The organism is Oceanotoga teriensis, from assembly GCF_003148465.1.
GTDB lineage: Bacteria > Thermotogota > Thermotogae > Petrotogales > Petrotogaceae > Oceanotoga > Oceanotoga teriensis.
Genome location: NZ_QGGI01000006.1, coordinates 74,375 through 94,175, shown reverse-complemented (window position 1 = coordinate 94,175; position 19,801 = coordinate 74,375). Strand labels below are relative to the sequence as shown.

Below are 19,801 nucleotides of genomic sequence, written 5' to 3'. Positions count from 1 at the left end.
ATTGAATGAATTTTCTCATTTAAATAAATTATCTAAAGTTAATTCAAATAGAGGTGTTAAGTTTTTAACTCCTGCTGTTCATAATGGAAGTCATTGTCCTATGCATAGAGCATCTATAATTGCAGAAAATATTAAAGGTTTATCAACTTTATTGGTAGGAATGCCAGAATGTACAATACATTCAAGACTTTTTAGTCCTAATCCAGAAGGTGAAAATAATGAATTTCATTGGTTATATGTTTTAAACTCTAATGAAGTTGTCTTTGGATGCCGTCAAGGAATTATAGATTCTTTAAAAAAAATGGATAAATTAGGTTCTAAAGCTATACTAGTTATTTTAACTTGTGTTCCTGAACTTATAGGTGAAGATATGGAAGGTATTTTAGAAGAAATTAATCATGAAATAGATGCTAAAGTTTCTTTTATTATGCTTGGACAATTTAAACATATAAGTTTTCCTTCAGGTTCTTGGAAGACAATGGAAGCTATGCATAAATTGATGTTAAAAAAAGAACAAAAAAATAATCAGGTTAATCTTTTAGGAGTCTCTTTAGACGGTCACAGTTCTATTCCGTTATTAGTTTCAGAATTAAAAAAAATTGATGCTAATATTCGTTATTTATCACCAGATTCAAGTTTATATGATTTCCAAAATTCAACTGATAGTGTTTTAAATATAGTTTTTTCACCTTATATGAAACCTTTGGCCATAAAAATGTATGAAGAATTTAAAATTCCATATATTTCTCTTCATGATATATATGATATTAAGAGTATAGATGATGCCTATAATAAAATTTCAAAATATTTTAATTTTGATTTAAATTCTTTCAATTCTTTAAGAAAAGAATCTTTAAAAATTGAAAAAGAAGCGAAAAAGAAGTTAAAAGATTTAAGTTTTATATTATCTCTTAGAATAGATTTACCAATTCCTCTTGGAATTTATTTAACAGAACTTGGTATGATTCCATTACTTTTTCATATAGAAGAATTTTATAATCATGATAAAGAAGATTCAAATAAACTTTTTTCTATGGGTGTTGATCCTTTTATATGTAAGATTACTAATATTGATTCAGATATTGAAATAATAAAAAAATTAAATTTTGATATGTGTTTTGGATATATTCCATATAACCAAAATATTCCAAATATAGGTAACATGTTTGATTTTTATGGTCAAGTTGGTTACGAACGTACTCTAAATTTATTAAATAGAATTTTGAAAGTTTATGATGCTATTAAAGGTGGTTTTTATAATGGGATTGCATAGATTTAAACCTGTTCCTTCGGGAAGAATGGGAATTTTGTGGACTCTTTCTACTATTAAAAATTCTGCAATTATAGAATTTGGATGTATGGGCCATATGCATTATAGTAGTGTTAGTTTAAAAAGAGCTGGAATTTATGAAGGAAGTAAGCTTTATTCAACTCATATTGATGAAACTGATATTTCTCTTGGACAAGTTAAAAGATTTGAAGATACTATTGATGAAGTTGTAAAAATTGAAAATCCAAAAGTTATTTTTTTAATTCCTTCTGCTATTCCTGAAATGATTGGAAGTGATATTTTTTCAATGACTGAAGAAATTAAATATAAATATCCAGAGATTATATTTATTCCTTTTGGCTTTGGAGGTTTTAATATTAATAAAAATAAAGGGGTTCAGGAAACTCTTTTTTCTTTATGTAAATCAATTCCAGTAAAATTAAAAAAAACTGAAAGACCAACTTTTAATATAATAGGTTCATGTGCTGATATTTTTAAGTTTAAAGAAGATTCGAATGAAATTATACGTATTATGAAAAATGCTTTTGATATTGACCCTTTATGTGTCTTAAGTTCTAATACTTCTATAGATGATATTCAAAAAATAGGAGCTGCTCATTTAAATATTGTTATTCGTCGTGAAGGGGTTAAATCAGCTAAATATTTGGAAAAAAAATTTGGTACTCCTTTTATTTTTGAAAGACCTTATGGCATTAAAGGAACTTCTTCTTGGTTAAAAAAAATATCAAATTTATGTAATTTTAATTTAAATTTAGATTATATAAATTTAGAAGAGGATTTGTTTAAAAAACAATCTTTTAATGTTATTCCTCATTTCAAACATATTATAAGAGATCATACAGAAGAATCTTTATTATCTTTAGGCGGACATGTTGATGTTGTAAGAGGTATTTTAAATTTTGGTTGTAATGAAATAAATCTCCCAAAAGGATTTTGTTGGAGTAATTGTCCTGATTTTTTTGATGATGATATTCCATTTTTAGAAGAAGAAATTTGGTTAAATTTTGTGAATAAACATGATAAAGGAATTTTAATGACCAGTGGAGAAATTTTAAAATGGATTGATAAAAATGATGAACTTCAAATTTCTAACCCAGATACTAAATGGCGTTTACATGATTATTCTGTTCCTTTTATTGGTTATAGAGGAGCTATAAATCTTGTTAATATTTGGATAAATGAAATAAATGATTAAAATTTAAACGTTTTTTTTAATTTAAGTTATGATATAATAAATATTGTAATATATTTTCTAATAATAAGTTAACTTTTGCTTTTTGAAACCAAATAGACTGGAGGTATTATTATGAAATCAAAACTAAGTCTTACAATGAAATTTCTGATACCTATAGTTATAATTTTAATTGTTTTGAGTAGTTTATTTTTAACAAGGCTTTATAATGAGATATATAATACTATTTATAAACAAAAACAAGAAACCCTTTTATATCTAGTTGATATTTCAAGTGGAATTATTAATTCTTTTGAAGAAAAATTTGAGAGTAATGAAATTTCTTTAGAAGATATTTATGAGCAGTTGAGAATTTTAATTCCTCAGATGAAGTATGATGATAATAATTATATTTTTGTTTATGATTTTAAAGGGAATATTGTAGTTCCTTATGGTGGAAGAAAAATAGGTGAGAATTTTATAAATATGCAAGATAGTGATGGAAAATATATTGTGCAAGATTTTATAGATATCGCTAAGAAAGATAAAAGTGGATTTTATGATTATAATTTTGAAAAACCTAATTCTAATTTAGTTGCACCAAAACTTTCTTATATCGATTCTTCTAATAGTTTAGATTTCTTTTGGGGAACTGGGTTTTATATAGATGATATTCAAAAAGAAGTTCTTAATGTTTTTATATCTGATTTGATACTTTTTATAATATCAACTATTATTTCTATAATCATTATAAGTTTTATAGGGTTTTTTATAAGGAAGAGGATTAAAAGCATTAATGAAAAAATTGCAGATTTTGGTTCTGGAAATTTAAAAGTTTCTTTTGAAGAAAAAGGTTCTGATGAAATTTCTTATATGTCCTATAATTTAAATATTATGGTCTCAAAACTAAGAACTATTGTTTCTGATATTATAGAAATTACTTCCAATTTAAATATTTCAAGTGATGAACTTAAAAAAGTTTCTGAAGAAAGTTCTTCTTCTACAGAAGAACTCGTCGCTCAAACTGATAATATAACCGATAATGCTATAAATGCAAGTTCTAATGTAGAAGAAATCTCTTCTGGAGTTCATGAAGTTGCAACAAGTGCTCAAATGGTTGCAAAAGCAGCTCAGGGGATTAATATTTCAGCTGAAGAGACTACCGAAGCTTCTGAGTCTGGTTCCGAAATAATAAAAAAAATAGAACAAACTATTAATTTGGCAAAAAATAAATCAGAAGAATCTCAAAAAGAAGTTTCCATACTTAAAGAACGTGCTGATAATGTTAGTAAGATTATAGAGACTATTAATTCTATAACTGAACAAACAAGTTTATTAGCTTTAAATGCAGCCATTGAAGCAGCTCGAGCAGGTGAAGCTGGTAAAGGTTTTGCAGTTGTAGCAGAAGAGATCAGAAAACTTGCTGAAGAGAGTTCTAAAGCAACTTCTGAAATAGGTATTATTTTACAGGATATTAGAAGTTCTACTTCTTCTGTTAATGATTCATCAATAGAAAATACTAATATAATAACTCAAATTTATAATGAGATGGGAAGAGTAACCTCTCAATTTGATAGAATTAAAAATATGGTTGAGAAGATGAATTCAGAAATAGAAAATATGACAGCTACAAGTGAAGAACAAAGTGCTTCAGCTGAAGAAATGGGAGCTGCAATGACAAAAGTTTCTTCTATTGTAAATGAAATTGCTTTACAAATAAAAGAATCTTCTAAAGCAATAGACAGTCTTTCTACAGTACAGAATGATTTACATTATAAAGCTGAAAATCTTGATACTGTTTCTAAAAATTTAAAAAATATTATCTCACAGTTTGATGTTTAATACTGAAGGGCATTTTAAAAATTTAAAATGCCCTTTTTTATATTGGATTTATGTTTATTCCATTTATTTCAGCACCTATTATTATCATCATACTTGTTATATATAACCAAATTAATAGTATTATTATTCCCCCTAAACTACCATACATTGTAGAATAATTTGCATAATTGTTTATATATAATGAAAATATATGAGAAGATATTATCCAACCTATAGTTGTGAATACTGCACCAGGAATTGTTTGTTTTAATTTTATTTTTAAATTTTTTTGTTGTGCAGGAGCTATTTTATAAAGCATTGCAAAAGTCAATATCATAGCGATTAAAGGTATTACTTTTCTTATTATTTCCCAAAAATCTTTAAAAAATTTTGAAACTCCAAAATATACAAATATTTTGTTTCCTATTATTTGTCCAAATACAAGCATTGTTAAAACTATTATTATTAATAATGCCAAGAATATTGTAAAAATTAATGAAATTAATTTTATTTTTATATATGATCTGTTTTCTATTATGTTATAAGCTTTATTTATAGCTCTTATCATCGCTGTTATTCCTATTGATCCAGTCCATAATGTCAATATAAAACTTATAGATAAAAGAGTTCCAGAACTATTATGAGAGATTTCTTTTATTATGTTATTTAAAAGTTGTTGAGTTTGTTCCGGTAATGTTATTATTAATTCACTTATCAGTATTTCATGGGGTATTCCCGTATAATTTAATATATTTAAAAAGAATATCAAAAATGGAAATATAGAAAGTATTAGAAAATATGTTAGTTCTCCACTTATTGCATTTACTTGATCTTTTTGTATTTTTTTATAGAGTTTATAAATTTTTGTTTTATTCATTTAAATCCCTCTTTTTATAATACTTCCTTTTTTATTTGGTATTATTTCTATCTTCGAATTTATTCTTTCTTTTAATTCATTTACATGAGATATTATTCCAACCATTCTTCCATTTGCATTTAATTGAGACAATACTTCTATTGCATTATCTAAAGAGTTATTATCAAGACTTCCAAATCCTTCATCTATAAATATAGTATCTAAAGATACGCCACCAGAATGTTTTTGTACTATATCCGCAAGGCCTAAAGCTAACGATAAAGCCGCTTTAAAACTTTCTCCTCCGGATAAAGTTTTTATTTCTCTTTCTTTAGCTGTATAATTATCAAATACCATTATTTCAAGTCCTTCATTTTTTCTTGCATCTAATACTTTTGAAGCTCTAAAAAGTTTATATCTATTTTCAGTTAATTTTTTTAATCTTTGATTTGATTGATCTAATATTTCTTCAAAATAATAAGCAAGTACATATTTGCTTAAACTTATTCTAGATTCATTGTTGCCTTTTGCAATATCTCTCAATTCTTTTATCATTTTATAATTTTTTTCTTGTTTTTCTGTTTCTTTTTGAATTTCATTTATTTCTTCAATAATTGATTTAAAATCTTTTATTTTATAGTCTATATTTGACTCTTTTTTTATTAATAATTCAATTTCATTTTCAGTTTTTTCTATTTCTTTTAATATTGGATTTTCATCTGTTTTTTGTAGATTTTTTGTCATTTCTTCAAGATTTTTTAATATAATTTTTTTATTTTGAGTTTGTTCATCATATTCTTTTATTTCTTCTTCTAATTTGTTTATTTCATTTATTTTATTTTTAAATTTTTTATATTCCTCTAAATCTTTCATTTTATATTCTTCTAATTTTTCTTTTAATTCTTTTAATGTGTATTCTATTTTTTCATTTAAAATTCCAATATCTTCTTTTAATAAATTTATTATACCTTTTTGGGAGTTTATTTTTTCTAATAATTGATCATTTTCTTTTTTATAAAATTTATATTTTTCTTCTATTTCTTGTATAAATTTAATATTTTTATCTCTTTCTTTTATTATTTCTTGTTCTGTTTTATTTTTTATTTCATTTTTTATTTGATCTATTTTTATTTTTTCTTCTGTTTCAGTTTTTTTTATTTGATCTATTTCAATTTGTATACTTTTTTCTTCTTTCTCATATTTTTTTAAATTTTCTTTTATTTGTTTATTATTTTCTTTTATTTGTTTTATTTCTTCTATTTGATTTCTTTCTTTTACATATTTTTCCATTAATTTTTCTAATTCTTCTTGAGTTTCTTTAATTAAATTTTTTATATGTTTTTTTTGGTCTAATTCATTTTTTATATTTTTTTCTTGACATATTCTTATATATTCATGTTTTATAAATGATTCTAATTCATTGTATTTTTTATTTATTATTTCATATTTTTTTTGTATATTTTGTTTTTCTTCTTCTTCTTTTTCTATTTTTTTATTTAAATATTCTATTTCTTCTTGATTTATGATTTCGGTGTGAGTTTTTGCTGGATTTGGGTGATTTATAGAACCACATACTGGACATGGTTGACCTTCTTTTAATGTTTCTGCAATTTTATAAGACTGATTTTTTAATAATTTTTCTATTTTTTCATTTTGTTCTTTTCTGAGATTTTGTAAGTTCATTTCGATAGAATTTTTTTCTTTTTGTTTTTTTTCATATTCTTCTAAAGTTGTTTCAAATTGTAGGTATTTTTGATCAATAATTTTAATTGATTTTAAGATTTTTTGTTTTTCTTTTATATGTTCATTTGTCATTGTTGAATCTATATTTTCACTTTCTTCTATATATTTTTCGTTTTTTTCAAGATTTATTTTATTTATGTCTATAATTTTTTGTTTTTCTTTTATATATTTTTCTTTTTCATATAATTGTTTGCTTATTTTTTTATAAAATTCTTCTTTTTCTTTTAAAATCTGTATTTTTTTTATATTTTCTTCTAATTCTTCATTTAATTTTTTTATTGCTGATATTTTTTGATATTCTTTTTCTATTTTTAATAAATTTTCTGATATTATACTTTGTTTTTCTATATTTTTTCTTAGTTCTTGTTCTTCTGAGTTTATTTTTTCTTGTTTTTCTAATCTTTCAGATATTTGTTCTTCGTATTTTTTTTCATAAGGTACTATTTTCTCTGTTTTTTTTATTTTTTCCAATATTTTTTCTATTTCTTTTATATATTTTTCTTTATTTAATAGTTCTTTTATTTCTAATTCTATGTTTTCCTTTTTTGCTATTAATTCATTTGTATTTTTTATTTGTTCATATCTTTGATTATTTTCTTTTTGTTCTTTTTGTTTTTTATTTTTTTCTAATATTGTTTTTTGTTTTTCTTCATCTATTTTTTTTATTTCTTTTTCTATTTGTATTTTTATATCCTCTGTATTTATGTAATCGTTTTTTATTAATTCTGTGTATTCTTTTGTGTTTATATATACTTTTTCTGATATTGTTTTTATCTTCAATTTATTTTTTTCGAGTTCTGCACTTATTTTTTTATAATTTTCATCTATTTTATCTTCAAATTTTTCATATATTTTTATATTAAATATTTTCTTAAAAATATCAGCTCTTTGATTTGAATCAGCCGTTAAGAATGTCCTAAATTCACCTTGAGGTATCATCATTATTTGTCTGAATTGTTCATAGTTTAAATTTAATATTTCTTCTACTTTCTTTGTTACTTGAATGTATCCATTTTCTTGTATTATTAATTTTTCATTTTCATAAACTTTTAATGATGCATCTGCTTTTTGTTCTGTTATTCCTTCTCCTCTTTTTCTTTTTCTTATATACGAAGGATTCCTTTTTATTTTCACGAGTTTTTCTTTGAGCATAAATTCGAATTCTATTTTAGTATCAGTTTCTTCATCTGCGAAGTCGGATCTTGAGTTTAAGTTCCCTCTTTCTCCCATCGATCCAATTCCATATAAAGCAAAACATATAGCATCAAAAATAGTTGTTTTCCCAGCTCCAGTAGGTCCTGTTATTAAAAATAAACCTTCTTTTTGTAATTTTAAAAAATCTATGTTTTGTTCTTCAAGAAATGGGCCGAATGCTTTTAATTTTAATTTTATAGGTTTCATTATTCTTCACTTCTTTCTTTTAGTATTTCTTCAAAAAGTTTATTTGTATATGTTTTTTGATTTTCATTTATTTTTTTCCCTTTAATTTCTTCATAAAAATAATAGAATAATTCATTTGGTGATATATTTTTGATATTTTTTTTATTTGTTTTTATATCATTATTAGTTTTTAGATTAGGAAATTCTAATGATAGTACGTTTGGATATTTTGTTCTCAATTTGTTTATTGCTTCATATATTGGTTCTTGATCTTCTATTATTATGTGTAAATAATCATCAGTATTTTCCATTTTTATTATTTCATTGAATAACCCTTTTATTATTTTCATATCTCTTTTTGGTTTGAAGTTTATTTGTTTTATTTTTATATCATTTTTTTGATTTATTTCTATTAAATTCATTCCTTTTTTTTGATTAGTTTCACTGAATGAATATTTCATGAGTGAACCTGAATATCTTATTTTTTCATATTTTATTTTTTGCGGTCCATGTAAATGTCCAAGTGCAACATAATCGAAGTCTTTCAATATTTGAGGATCAATATATTCTGTTCCTCCTATTGATAATATTCTTTCAGAATCGCTTTCTATTCCTCCAGCAACATATTCATGTGATATTAATATATTTATTTCATTTGTATCAATTTTCATTTCTTTTATTATATATTTCAAAGCTTCATTTTTTGTTTGGAAATCTATTTCATATAGATCTTTTACTTTTTGCATTTCTATATATGGCAATAAATAAAAATTTGTTTTATCTTTAGAATTTTTATTTATTATAACTTTTTTTATTTGTTTTTTTATTTTTCCTTCTATATGTAAGTCCATTTCTGAAAGTATTCCATTGAGAAATTCTAATCTTTCTTCGCTATCATGATTTCCAGATATTATCATAGTCGGTATTTTATTTTTTATAACTATGTTTGATAAAACTTTGTTTAATAAGTTTACAGCTTCTGAAGGAGGTATTGATCTATCATAAATGTCACCAGATATTATTATTACATCAGGTTTGTTTTTTTCTACATAATTTATGAATTGTTCTAATATATATTCTTGTTCTTGAGTCATATAATTTGAATATATTATTTTACCAAGATGCCAATCTGCTGTATGTATTATCTTCATTTTCCCCTTCCTTTCATAGATATGTATATTGATTTTTACCCGCTTTTTTTGATGTATATAAAGCTTTATCTATTCTTTTTAAAAGGCTTTCTATGGTATCAACATTTTTTATTCTTGTATATCCTATACTTATTGTAATTTTAATACTTTTTATATTTGTTTTTTCTTGTACTTCTTTTTTTAACATTTCTAATTTTTTTATTAATTTTTCTTTTTCACCAAAATATATTGTATAAAATTCATCTCCTCCCCATCTTGCATTGAAAGAATCTTCTTTGAAAATATTTTTTGTTATATTTCCAATTTCTTTTATTATTAAATCTCCATAATCATGACCGTAATTATCATTTATTTTTTTGAAATTATCTATATCATATATTATTGAATAAATTTCTTTTTTTTCACAATCAGCATTATTTATTATTAATTTTAATTTTTGATCTAAAAATCTTCTATTGTATAGTCCTGTTATTGTATCTTTATTGGCATAAAATTTTAATTTATTATTGGTTTTTTCAAGTTTTTCTTTTTCATTTCTATATGCATCTGAAAATTTTTTTACGAGTAAATATGTACCTATGAAGGTTAAAGGAATTTGTATAAGTCTATCATAAAACTGACTTTTTGAGTCATATATAGCAACTAAACTAGGATAATAATAACTTATTATATGTAGAATTGTGAGCATTGCTATTAGTGATGTTATAAAAAATATTCTTGTTTTTCCATATACTAAGTAGGTAATTGCAATTAATAATAAAAATGCATATCCCATAGTGTTATTAGCCGCTCCACCAGAATTAAACCATCCATATGGTATCATAAAAAATATAAGAAATGAAAAGTATAGTATTTTACCGATTTTTCTTTCTTCATCATTTTTCTTTATATAAGTTATCAAAGAAATTAATATAAACCCTATCCATTTTATGTTTACATTTAGAGGAAATTTAAAAAGTATGTTTCCTATCATAGAAAATATAGATAATACTATAGATATTATAAGTATAATATCAAATATTTTGTTTTCAAGTTTATAATCATTATTCATTTGTTTCCCCCTATTTTTATAAATTCATTTAAGTTTTGTATTAATTGTTTGTTATAATTATAACACTTTATAAATTATTCTAAAATTTTGGAGGTGTTTATGAATACTATTAGAGTTGCTTTTTTACATTTGAATCTTTTATGCGATGATTTTGATTTTAATAAAAAATATATAGAAAAAGGTCTTTTTTTAGCTTATAAAAATAATGTTGATATTGTTTTAACTCCTGAATTAGCTGTTTCTGGACTACAATTTTTTTCTAAAAAAATTATTAATAAGATATGTGTTCAGCCAGATAATTGGATGAAATCTATTATGAGTAAATGTAAAAAGTATGATTTGAATCTTTTTTTAGGTTCTCCAGAGAAAGATTTTTTCAATAATAAGTATTATAATTCTATTTTTTTTATTAATAGTGATGGTGTATTAGTAGGTAAACAAAGAAAATTTTCAAGTTTTATAGATGAATGGTCAAGTCCAGGTAATATTATAGAAGTTTTCGAAATTTTTAATAAACGTTTTGGTATTGTTATATGTGCAGATGCATATGAAAAAGAATTTTCAAATTACTTAAAATCTCAGAATGTTGATATTGTCTTAGCACCTTCATCATGGGGGCCTGGTCTTTATGGACCTAATGGGGAATGGGAAAGTAGAAGTATTGAAACTGGTATTCCTTTTTTTGTCTGTAATAGAACTGGTGAAGAAAAATCTTTAAAATTTTGGAATGCTGAAAGTTCTTTGATTGTTGAGGGTAAAAGAATTTTTTCTTTTAAGGATATAAATTCTAACCTTTTAATTTTTGATTGGGATTTGAATTTTAATTGTTTTATATATGATAGTTATTTTACTTTACCTTTATAAATGATAAATGGAGGCAAAGCCTCCATTTTGATCATATGCTATATATTGAGAAGTATACTATAATGCCCATTTATTTATTGCGTGAGCAACTCCATCTTGATCATTTGTTTTTGTCGTATATTTACATATTTTTTTTATTTTTTGATTTGAATTTCCCATTGCAACAGAATTTTCTACATATTCAAGCATTTCTTTATCATTGTTATTGTCACCTATTGCCATTATTTCTTCTTTTTCTATTTTTAAATATTTTGCCAAAATTTTTAAAGCATTTGCTTTGTTAGCTTTTTTGTTTAATATTTCAAAACTAGATTCTATATTCCAAACTGTATAATAATTTTTTAAAATTTCTTTATCAATTTTTTTTAATGATTTTTCTATATTTTCTTTTGTTCCCATTATATTTATCCTACCAAATTTCTTTGTTTGATTTTCTTTTTTATATATATCTATATATTTTGTATTCATTTTTAGTATTGAAGCATCTTTTTTTAGGGCTTCATTCGGTTTATCTCCATAATAGTATAATGTTTCTTCATCATACATACATATTTGTATATTTTCTGTTTTAGTTTTTTCATAAATATTTTTTGCTATATTGATATCAATTGTGGCCATATGAATTATTTGATTTGTATTTAATTCATATATGTATGAGCCTGTATTTGCTATTATGAAACTGTTTGTATTATTTAATTTTAAAATTTTTATATATTCTTCAAGTCCTTTTTTTGTTCTTCCTGAAGATAGGGTTATTATTTTATTCATATTTTGAGCTTTTTTTATCGTTTGTATAGTTTTTTCAGTTATTTTACCTTGAGAATTTAATAATGTTCCATCTAAGTCTAAAGCTATTAATTTTATCATTTTTTTCACCATTAGTCATTATAATATTTGCATATTCCTTCAAATATTAATTTTCCAACAACTGAACCTCCATCTATTACTCCAAGTGTTTTTTCTTTATGGTATGCAGCTCTTCCATGAACAGCCATCATTTCTTTTGTTGATTCACAACCTTTTTCTGCTGCTTTAAATGTTTCATATGTTATTTGATTTATGTTTTTATTTTCTTGAGATAATTTTTTGAAGGTTTCTATTGCAGGTATAATAGAATCTAATATTGTTTTTTGACCTTTTTCAGATCTTGCTTTTTGCATTATTGTTTCTAATCCTTTTTCAAATGCTTCAGACATTTGATTTGTATTTGGTTCTTCTATTCCTTTTAATTGTTTTGCCATTCCAAGTATTCCAAATGATATTATTGTTCCCAATGAAGATGGTGCTGATTCATTTAAGGCTGTACTCATGTTTCTAAATATTTTTCCCATATCTTTTTCTTCATCTAAAAGTGATTTTTTTACTCCTTCAAATCCTTGTTCCATAGATATTCCTAAGTCTCCATCACCAAACATTTGATCGAGTTCTATAAGGTATTTTTTATTTTCTTTTATTAATTCATGTATATTATTTATGATTGATTTTAAGTCTTCTTTTTTCATTTTTATTCCACCTTTATTTGTTTATATTTGTATAAAATGGAGTATTTGCAGGTTTTTTTAATAATTCTTTTAGCTCTTGATCGAGTTTGAATATGGTAATTGATAAACCAGCCATTTCCATGGATGTTGCATACTCTCCAATATGAGGCATTATTATATTTATATTTTTTTCATTTAATATTTTTGCAATTTTTCTAAATACTATATATTGTTCTTCAAGAGGGGTAGCACCGAGTCCATTTATCATAACTGATACTTCATCATTTTCTTGTAATTTTAATTCTTTATTTAATTTTTCAAATATTAATTGTGCAATTTCATCTGCATTCATCATATCTTTTATTTCTATTCCTTGTTCTCCATGTATTCCCATTCCTATTTCTATCTTACCTTCTTCTATTTTAAATGTAGGTTCTCCAACTTCTGGGACTATACATGGTGTTAAGGCTACACCCATTGTTTTTATATTATTTAAAGCTTTTTGAGTTATTTCCACTACTTTTTCAAGATCATATCCCATTTCTGCTGCTGCTCCAGCTATTTTATAAGCATATACAAGACCCGCAACTCCTCTTCTTGTATCTTTTTTATTTTCATCTGCAGAAGCAACATCATCTTTCACAAGAACTTGAGCTGTTTTTATGTCATCAAAATCTGCATTTTCACATGCCATTTCAAAATTCATTCTATCTCCACCATAGTTTCCATACAGACATAAAACACCTTTTCCAAATTCACAAGCTTTGATCATTTTATACATTTTTTGTGATGATGGAGAAGCAAATACATTTCCTATAGCACATCCATCTATCATGCCTTCTCCAACATATCCAAGAAATACTGGGAGATGTCCACTTCCACCGGCTGTAACTATTCCCACTTTATTTTTTTTTGGATTATTTTTTCTTATTAATATTCTAAAATCATTTTCAAGTGTATCAACTTTTTCAGGATATGCAAGTTTTATTCCTTCAACAGTTTCTTTGACAAAATTTTCTGGATTATTTATTATTTTTTTCATTTTTGCCTCCATTTTTAAGACACTCTTATATTTTTAATATAAGAGTGTCTTATTTTATTTATTTTTGAAATTTTTCAGGGTATTTCCATCCTCTTAATTCTTCTGGAGTAAATGCATCCGGTTCTTTTCCTCCATTTATTAATAAAGCATTGAAATATATTTCAGCAAGTTCTTCAGCATATTCAACTTTTAATAATGCATCATCTATATTTATACCTACCGCAACAACTCCATGTTTTTCAAGTAGGAACATATCAGATCTTTTAACTGGTTCAACTACACTTAATGCAAGCTCTCTTGTACCAGGTCTTCCATATGGTGCAACTGGTACTATGCCATCTTTCAATCCAAAACCAGCAACTTCATAAATTATAGCAGGTATTGGTTTTGCAAGAACTGCAAATGATGTTGCCATTTTTGAATGTGTATGTGCAACTGAAAAAACATCATCTCTTGTTTTATATATTTCAAGATGCATCATTGTTTCACTCGATGGTTTTCTATTTTTATTTACTATTTCAACTACATTTCCATCTAAGTCTAAAACACACATATCATCTACTGTAAGTTCTGTTCTATCAACTGCCGAAGGAGTTACTACTACATAGTTTGTTTCTTTATCTCTTATACTAAAATTTCCTGATTTGTGTTTGCAAAGTCCTGTTTCTTGAGCGTGTACTGCAACTCTTATTACTTCTTTTTTTAAATTTTCTAACATTTTATCACCGTACCTTTATAAGTTTGCATTTCTTTTTTTCATTTCTTTTACAAAGAAATAATAACATACTGCGAATATTATCATTCCAATTATACCTAATATATCTCCAGCAAGTCCATTTGAAATTATCCATCTAAAGAAAGGAGCTTCAACTCCAAAATATGATATCATTTGACCATCAGGTATATTTATAGTACCTACTTTTCTTGCAAGATCTGTTACAAATGGAGCAAAACTTGATGATACAAATAAGTAAAACGGTGTGAATATTATACTTAATATAAGCATTCTTATTAAATTTCCACCTGTTACTATTAAAGCTGGAACAACCACTATTATGTTTACTATACCTGCAAGAGGTAATATATTGCTAAGTCCCATTTTTGACATTAATATTGCAAATAATAATTCTAATGGAACTAATAATATAGCTACAACCCATATTTCTGATTGTCCTGCCATAAATGGCCAGTCTAATCCTATAAATATTTCTCTATCTTTAAATTTTTTCTTCATATATTCACCAGCAGCATCAGCTATTGGAGCTAAAGCTTGCATGAATAATTTTGCTACCATTGGGAATAAAACCAATGCTGTTGCAACTTTTATTGCTATATTTAACGAATCTTTAACTGTATAACCTGCAACTAATGCTATTATTCCACCAATTATGAAACCCATAACACTATTTTCACCAAATATTCCTATTTTGTCTTTTAATTTATCAGCATTCATTTTCGAATCTTTTAATCCTGGTATAAAATCTAATAATTTGTTTACAGGATTCATTATTACACATTGTAATGTCATATAATGTGTACAAGTTACTCCAGGTATTTTTGTTACTTCATATATTTGTTTTTGATTTAATTCTCCAATTTTCAATTCTAAAATTATTTGTACTATAGCTGCAGCAAATCCTAATATTACACTGTTTGTTATAGCTGCTACCATAGTGGCTGTAAATATCTTTCCCCATACGTTCCATAAGTCTACATTTAATACATTTGTTTTATTTAAAGCTAATATTATTATGTTTAATACTATTTGAACTGGGAACATTAAAAGCGCATATGGCCAAGCCCATGATATTGCTGACATAGGTGACCAACCAACGTCTATTGTATTAAATTGTATCCCTGTATTTTTTACAAATTCTTGTGCAACTGGACTTATTGTATCAAACATAAATCCTAACACTAAGTTCATTCCTGTAAAAGCCACACCAAGTGTTAATCCAGCAATTATCGCCTTTCTAGGTTTCATTTTCATAATTAATCCGAGTATTATCATTATAATAGGTAAAAATATTGCTGCACCTAAGTCTAATATATAATTAAGAATATCGGCAAACATGTTAGAACCTCCCCTGTTTTTTATCGTTTAAAAAAATTTTATTTTAAATATTCTTTTAATTTTTCAAATTCTGCATCTCTTCCCATTCCTGTTAAGAAAGGTATTCCATTTATAGTTGGAATATCATAATTTGTAGGTCCTGAAACTATTTTTACATATACATCTACTTGATCTATTATATTGTCTAAAGATTTTATATCTACTGCTTCTACACTAGCTTTTATTCCTTCATCTTGTAACATACTATCAATTTTTGATGCTATTGTTTGAGATGTTGCTACTCCTGAACCACATGCTACAACTATTTTTTTCATATTTCTTCCTCCCCATACTTTGTGTTTTATTTTTTTGAATCAATTGTGTTTAATATTGAATTTAATAATTCTTTTTCTGTTTTTGATTCATATATTTTTTTTATTCCTTCTTGATCTGAAAATATTCCCATCAATTTTGTAAGTACTGGCACTTGTGCTTTTGGATCTTTTACTGCAAGCATGAATACCATTTTTATTTTTAATCTATTAGATGGATTTCCCATGTCTTTGAACTCTATTTCATTTTTTAATTTCGCTACAAGTATTCCAGGTTTTATTACATGTGTTGAGTCTGTATGTGGAATAGCTATTTTGATTTCTCCCGTGTCTAATCCTGTAGGAAATGTTTGTTCTCTTTTGAGTATCGCTTGTTTATAACTTTCTTTTACATATCCTTTTTCAATTAATTTACTTGACATCTTTTTTATGGCGTCTTCACAATCTTCTGCTTCTAAGTCTAATAGTATTAAATCTTCATTTAGTAAATTTGATATTTCCAACATTTCTTTGACTCCTTTTTATTAGAGGTTTTTTAATCACATAGTATTTTTTTTATGAAATTTATTAATTGTTTTTCTTCTTTAAATTTTGTAAATTCTTCTCTAATATTTAGATTTCTCATCATATAGAATAAATCATCTAAGAAGAACATATGAGAATTTTTATTATTTGTCGCAAAACAAAATAATATATTTACACTTCGGCCATCCGGAAAGTATACCGGTTCTTTTAAGACTAAAATACTCATTACAAAGTTTTTTAATTCTGGTTCGATAGAACCATGTGGTATTGCTACACCTTCGTCAAATACGATATAAGTACCGTATTCTTTTACTATTCTTTGCATTTGATTTATATAGTCTTGTTTTTTTATTCCTTTTAAAGGTAGTAGTTCACCACCTTTTGCTATAGCATCTTCCCAATTTTCAGCTTTTTGAATTATTTTTACATTTTGTTCATTTATAAAATTTGATATATTTTTTACATTTGATTTTAAATTGTTTATAAATATATTTGGATATTTTTTATATAATCTTTCGGCAAGTAATTCTTTGTTTTTTATTTTTTGTGAACTTTCTATTATTTCAAATATTTCTGTTATTTTTATTTTTGAATGATTTCTTTCTATTTTGTATTCATCTAATTTTTCTATTACATCATTTTCTTTGAAAGGATCTATTTTTATTATTGGTTTTTCTGTTTTTGTATTTATATTTATCGTACTTAGTATTATGTCTATATTTTTATATTGTTTTAAAGCATCTTGAAGCTTATGATTTGGTATCGTATCTATTATGTCTACTTTGAAATTTTCTAATATTGTTTTTTCTAATAATTTTGATGTACCATAACCAAGTCCACATACTAGTAGTATTCTCACATTTTTTTTGTTTATATTTCTTTGTATCGCCGCTTTAAAATGATAAGCTAATAATATTATTTCTTCTTCTGGAAATTTTATTTTTAAGTTTTTTTCTGCTATCTTTATTAATTTTTTTGTTTTTTCTATAACAGGAGTTTCTTTTATCACAAAGTCTTCTATTATCATATTATCTAATTTTAACCCTCTCATTATTCTATACAATGTAGGTTTTATATGATATATTAAAAAATCGAATAATATCTTGTCATTACTTATGTCTATTTCTGACATTTTATTGAATGTATTTATTAACATTTTAACTAATATTTCAACATGTATCCAATTTTCAAGAAAATAATCGTTATTATGCGATATTGTCATTCCCATTATATAGTCAGTTATTTCAAGTATTTCTTCTTTTGTAAATTCATATTTTATTTTTTTTGATAAGCTTTTTATATCTTTTTCTATTATTTTATATTCTTGAGTATCTTTCAAAAAACTTTCATATAATTCTCTATTTTCTATATCACAATTTTTTTTAAGCATTATTAATATTATTTTTAAAAATATTATTTTATATGATTCAACTGTGAGTTCTATTTGTAATTTTTTTTCTATATTTTTCAAAAATTCTTTTATACTTATTTTTATATTTTTAGGTAATTTTTCAAGAAATAATTCATTTATTTTATTTTGAAATGAGTCTTCTATATTATCTTTTATAAAATATTTACAAAATTTATTTAATCTATTGTATATATAATCGTTCAAAGTACTTTTATTTCCTTCTATGTAATAACCTATTTTTTGTGAATACTTGAAATGTATATTATATTTTAATAATTTTTGCATCAAATAATTGAAATCATTTTTTATCGTTGTTCTTGATACCATAAGTTCTTCTGATATTCTTGTAAGATTTAAACTATCTTCTAAACATAAATATAATTCCATTAAATCTAATCTTTCATTTTGAGTTAATAATCTTATATCATAAAATATATTTTGTATTTTTTGAAAGTCTTGATCTGTATCCATAAAATAAAGACTATTTTTTGTATATATTTTTGATAGTCCTTTTATGTTTAGAAAATCGTTTATATTTTTTATATTTTGTCTTATAGTTCTTTCTGATACATTGTATTTTTCAGAAAGTTCTTCAGAACTTATTTTTTTATTTTCTATCAGAAATTTAATTATTTCTAATTCTCTTTGATTTAACATTTTGATCACCGTTTTAATTATAGTTGTAAATTAGGTTACAGTCAATTTACATTCTTTTGCCATTTTTTTGGAAGGTTTTTTATAGTCTATCCCAAAATTCCCCAAAAAGACCAGTTATAAGCGATTAAATAAAAATAGAGCTATTTAATATAAAATAGCTCTATTTCATTTTTTGTCTTTTTATATGTATTTTTTGTATAGTTCATATTTTTTATCTTTTAAGTAATTACTTCTTTTTCCTTCATATTGGAATGGATTTATTTTATGTATTATCATTTTTTCTTTATTTGTTTCTTCTTTTATTTCTATTTCACCTTTTTTATTCCAAACAGCTATTCCGCCTCCCAATATTTGATCATCTTTATAAAATATGTTATTACAAGCTATTATGTATAATTGATTATCATATGCTCTTGCCATCATATATTTATTCCATATTTTTAATCTCATATTTGCATTTATATATGATGCATGAGGCGAAAATATTATTTTTACATTATTTTTTGCATATATTGAAGATAATTCAGGAAAATGCATATCATAACATATTCCAAAAGCAATTGATATTTTTTCTTTTTTACTTTGTATTTGGAATATTGGAATTTCATTTCCTTCGTTAAAATATTTTTTTTCATTTTTACCTAAGTGTATTTTTTTATATATTTTTTCTTCTTTATCTTTGTTTATTAATTTGTGTGTTATATATTTTTTATCATTTGTTTCATGAATAGTTCCATACAATATATTCATTTGATACTTTAATGCTTGTTCTTTTAATATTTGTTCTTGTTCATATGTGTTTTTATAATTGCTAATTTGATTAAGATCATAACCAATTAATGATAACTCTGGGAATAATATTGTGTCACAATTATTCTCATGAGCTTTTTTTATATATTGTATATGTTTTTCTAAGTTTTGGTTTATATCATTGAATTTAGAATACATTTGAACTATTGATAATTTTATTTT

Annotated in this window: 17 protein-coding genes; 4 read left to right on the top strand and 13 right to left on the bottom strand. The window is 24.2% G+C overall.

Annotation, left to right across the window (positions count from 1 at the left end; genetic code table 11):
* Nucleotide 1: 1 nt before the first annotated feature.
* The 3 genes from C7380_RS05730 to C7380_RS05720 all read left to right on the top strand — a co-directional run bounded on the left by C7380_RS05730 (nucleotide 2) and on the right by C7380_RS05720 (nucleotide 4,304).
* The gene (locus C7380_RS05730) at nucleotides 2-1,273 is read left to right on the top strand and encodes a nitrogenase component 1 (RefSeq protein ID WP_109604534.1); all 1,272 of its coding nucleotides are present in this window, start codon (nucleotides 2-4) and stop codon (nucleotides 1,271-1,273) included.
* On the top strand, nucleotides 1,260-2,486 hold the full coding sequence (locus C7380_RS05725; protein WP_109604533.1) for a nitrogenase component 1: 1,227 nt from the start codon (nucleotides 1,260-1,262) through the stop codon (nucleotides 2,484-2,486). Before C7380_RS05730 ends, C7380_RS05725 begins: the two co-directional genes overlap by 14 nt.
* A 111-nt stretch (nucleotides 2,487-2,597) precedes the next feature.
* Nucleotides 2,598-4,304 carry a methyl-accepting chemotaxis protein gene (locus C7380_RS05720; protein WP_109604532.1) on the top strand — a complete coding sequence of 569 codons (1,707 nt, stop codon included), beginning with the start codon at nucleotides 2,598-2,600 and terminating at the stop codon, nucleotides 4,302-4,304.
* A gap of 37 nt (nucleotides 4,305-4,341) precedes the next feature.
* Here the strand turns inward: C7380_RS05720 and C7380_RS05715 are convergent, their stop codons facing one another.
* Genes C7380_RS05715 through C7380_RS05700 form a run of 4 tightly spaced genes read right to left on the bottom strand, consistent with a single transcriptional unit; the run spans nucleotide 4,342 to nucleotide 10,464 of the window.
* Complete coding sequence (locus C7380_RS05715) at nucleotides 4,342-5,160, bottom strand: YihY/virulence factor BrkB family protein (RefSeq protein ID WP_109604531.1); 819 nt, start codon at nucleotides 5,158-5,160, stop codon at nucleotides 4,342-4,344.
* The gene (locus tag C7380_RS13480; protein WP_109604530.1) at nucleotides 5,161-8,283 is read right to left on the bottom strand and encodes an AAA family ATPase; all 3,123 of its coding nucleotides are present in this window, start codon (nucleotides 8,281-8,283) and stop codon (nucleotides 5,161-5,163) included. It lies immediately after the preceding gene.
* Entirely contained in the window at nucleotides 8,283-9,413 is a 1,131-nt protein-coding gene (locus C7380_RS05705; RefSeq protein ID WP_109604529.1) for an exonuclease SbcCD subunit D, read from the bottom strand. The genes C7380_RS13480 and C7380_RS05705 overlap by 1 nt, the downstream gene beginning before the upstream one ends.
* Before the next feature lie 13 nt (nucleotides 9,414-9,426).
* The gene (locus tag C7380_RS05700) at nucleotides 9,427-10,464 is read right to left on the bottom strand and encodes a GGDEF domain-containing protein (RefSeq protein ID WP_109604528.1); all 1,038 of its coding nucleotides are present in this window, start codon (nucleotides 10,462-10,464) and stop codon (nucleotides 9,427-9,429) included.
* A gap of 99 nt (nucleotides 10,465-10,563) precedes the next feature.
* On the opposite strand from C7380_RS05700, the gene C7380_RS05695 reads away from it, so the two are divergent.
* Nucleotides 10,564-11,328 (top strand): carbon-nitrogen hydrolase family protein, encoded by a 765-nt coding sequence (locus C7380_RS05695; RefSeq protein ID WP_109604527.1) that lies wholly within the window; start codon nucleotides 10,564-10,566, stop codon nucleotides 11,326-11,328.
* Nucleotides 11,329-11,385: 57 nt separating this feature from the next.
* On the opposite strand, the gene C7380_RS05690 is transcribed toward C7380_RS05695, so the two are convergent.
* The 9 genes from C7380_RS05690 to C7380_RS05650 all read right to left on the bottom strand — a co-directional run bounded on the left by C7380_RS05690 (nucleotide 11,386) and on the right by C7380_RS05650 (nucleotide 19,786).
* On the bottom strand, nucleotides 11,386-12,195 hold the full coding sequence (locus C7380_RS05690) for a Cof-type HAD-IIB family hydrolase (protein WP_158274792.1): 810 nt from the start codon (nucleotides 12,193-12,195) through the stop codon (nucleotides 11,386-11,388).
* Between the two features lie 11 nt (nucleotides 12,196-12,206).
* The gene (locus tag C7380_RS05685; RefSeq protein WP_109604525.1) at nucleotides 12,207-12,830 is read right to left on the bottom strand and encodes a dihydroxyacetone kinase subunit L; all 624 of its coding nucleotides are present in this window, start codon (nucleotides 12,828-12,830) and stop codon (nucleotides 12,207-12,209) included.
* Between the two features lie 13 nt (nucleotides 12,831-12,843).
* Complete coding sequence (locus C7380_RS05680; protein ID WP_109604524.1) at nucleotides 12,844-13,851, bottom strand: dihydroxyacetone kinase subunit DhaK; 1,008 nt, start codon at nucleotides 13,849-13,851, stop codon at nucleotides 12,844-12,846.
* Between the two features lie 58 nt (nucleotides 13,852-13,909).
* The gene (locus tag C7380_RS05675; RefSeq protein ID WP_109604523.1) at nucleotides 13,910-14,569 is read right to left on the bottom strand and encodes a class II aldolase/adducin family protein; all 660 of its coding nucleotides are present in this window, start codon (nucleotides 14,567-14,569) and stop codon (nucleotides 13,910-13,912) included.
* 15 nt (nucleotides 14,570-14,584) lie between these two features.
* A complete protein-coding gene (locus C7380_RS05670; RefSeq protein WP_109604522.1) occupies nucleotides 14,585-15,925 on the bottom strand; it encodes a PTS galactitol transporter subunit IIC in 1,341 nt (446 codons plus the stop codon).
* A gap of 38 nt (nucleotides 15,926-15,963) precedes the next feature.
* A complete protein-coding gene (locus C7380_RS05665; RefSeq protein ID WP_109604521.1) occupies nucleotides 15,964-16,239 on the bottom strand; it encodes a PTS sugar transporter subunit IIB in 276 nt (91 codons plus the stop codon).
* A gap of 26 nt (nucleotides 16,240-16,265) precedes the next feature.
* Nucleotides 16,266-16,742, bottom strand: a complete 477-nt coding sequence (locus C7380_RS05660; RefSeq protein ID WP_109604520.1) for a PTS sugar transporter subunit IIA — start codon at nucleotides 16,740-16,742, stop codon at nucleotides 16,266-16,268.
* A gap of 29 nt (nucleotides 16,743-16,771) precedes the next feature.
* The gene (locus C7380_RS05655) at nucleotides 16,772-18,829 is read right to left on the bottom strand and encodes a BglG family transcription antiterminator (protein ID WP_109604519.1); all 2,058 of its coding nucleotides are present in this window, start codon (nucleotides 18,827-18,829) and stop codon (nucleotides 16,772-16,774) included.
* Nucleotides 18,830-19,009: 180 nt separating this feature from the next.
* Complete coding sequence (locus C7380_RS05650; protein ID WP_306765954.1) at nucleotides 19,010-19,786, bottom strand: carbon-nitrogen hydrolase family protein; 777 nt, start codon at nucleotides 19,784-19,786, stop codon at nucleotides 19,010-19,012.
* Nucleotides 19,787-19,801 lie beyond the last annotated feature (15 nt).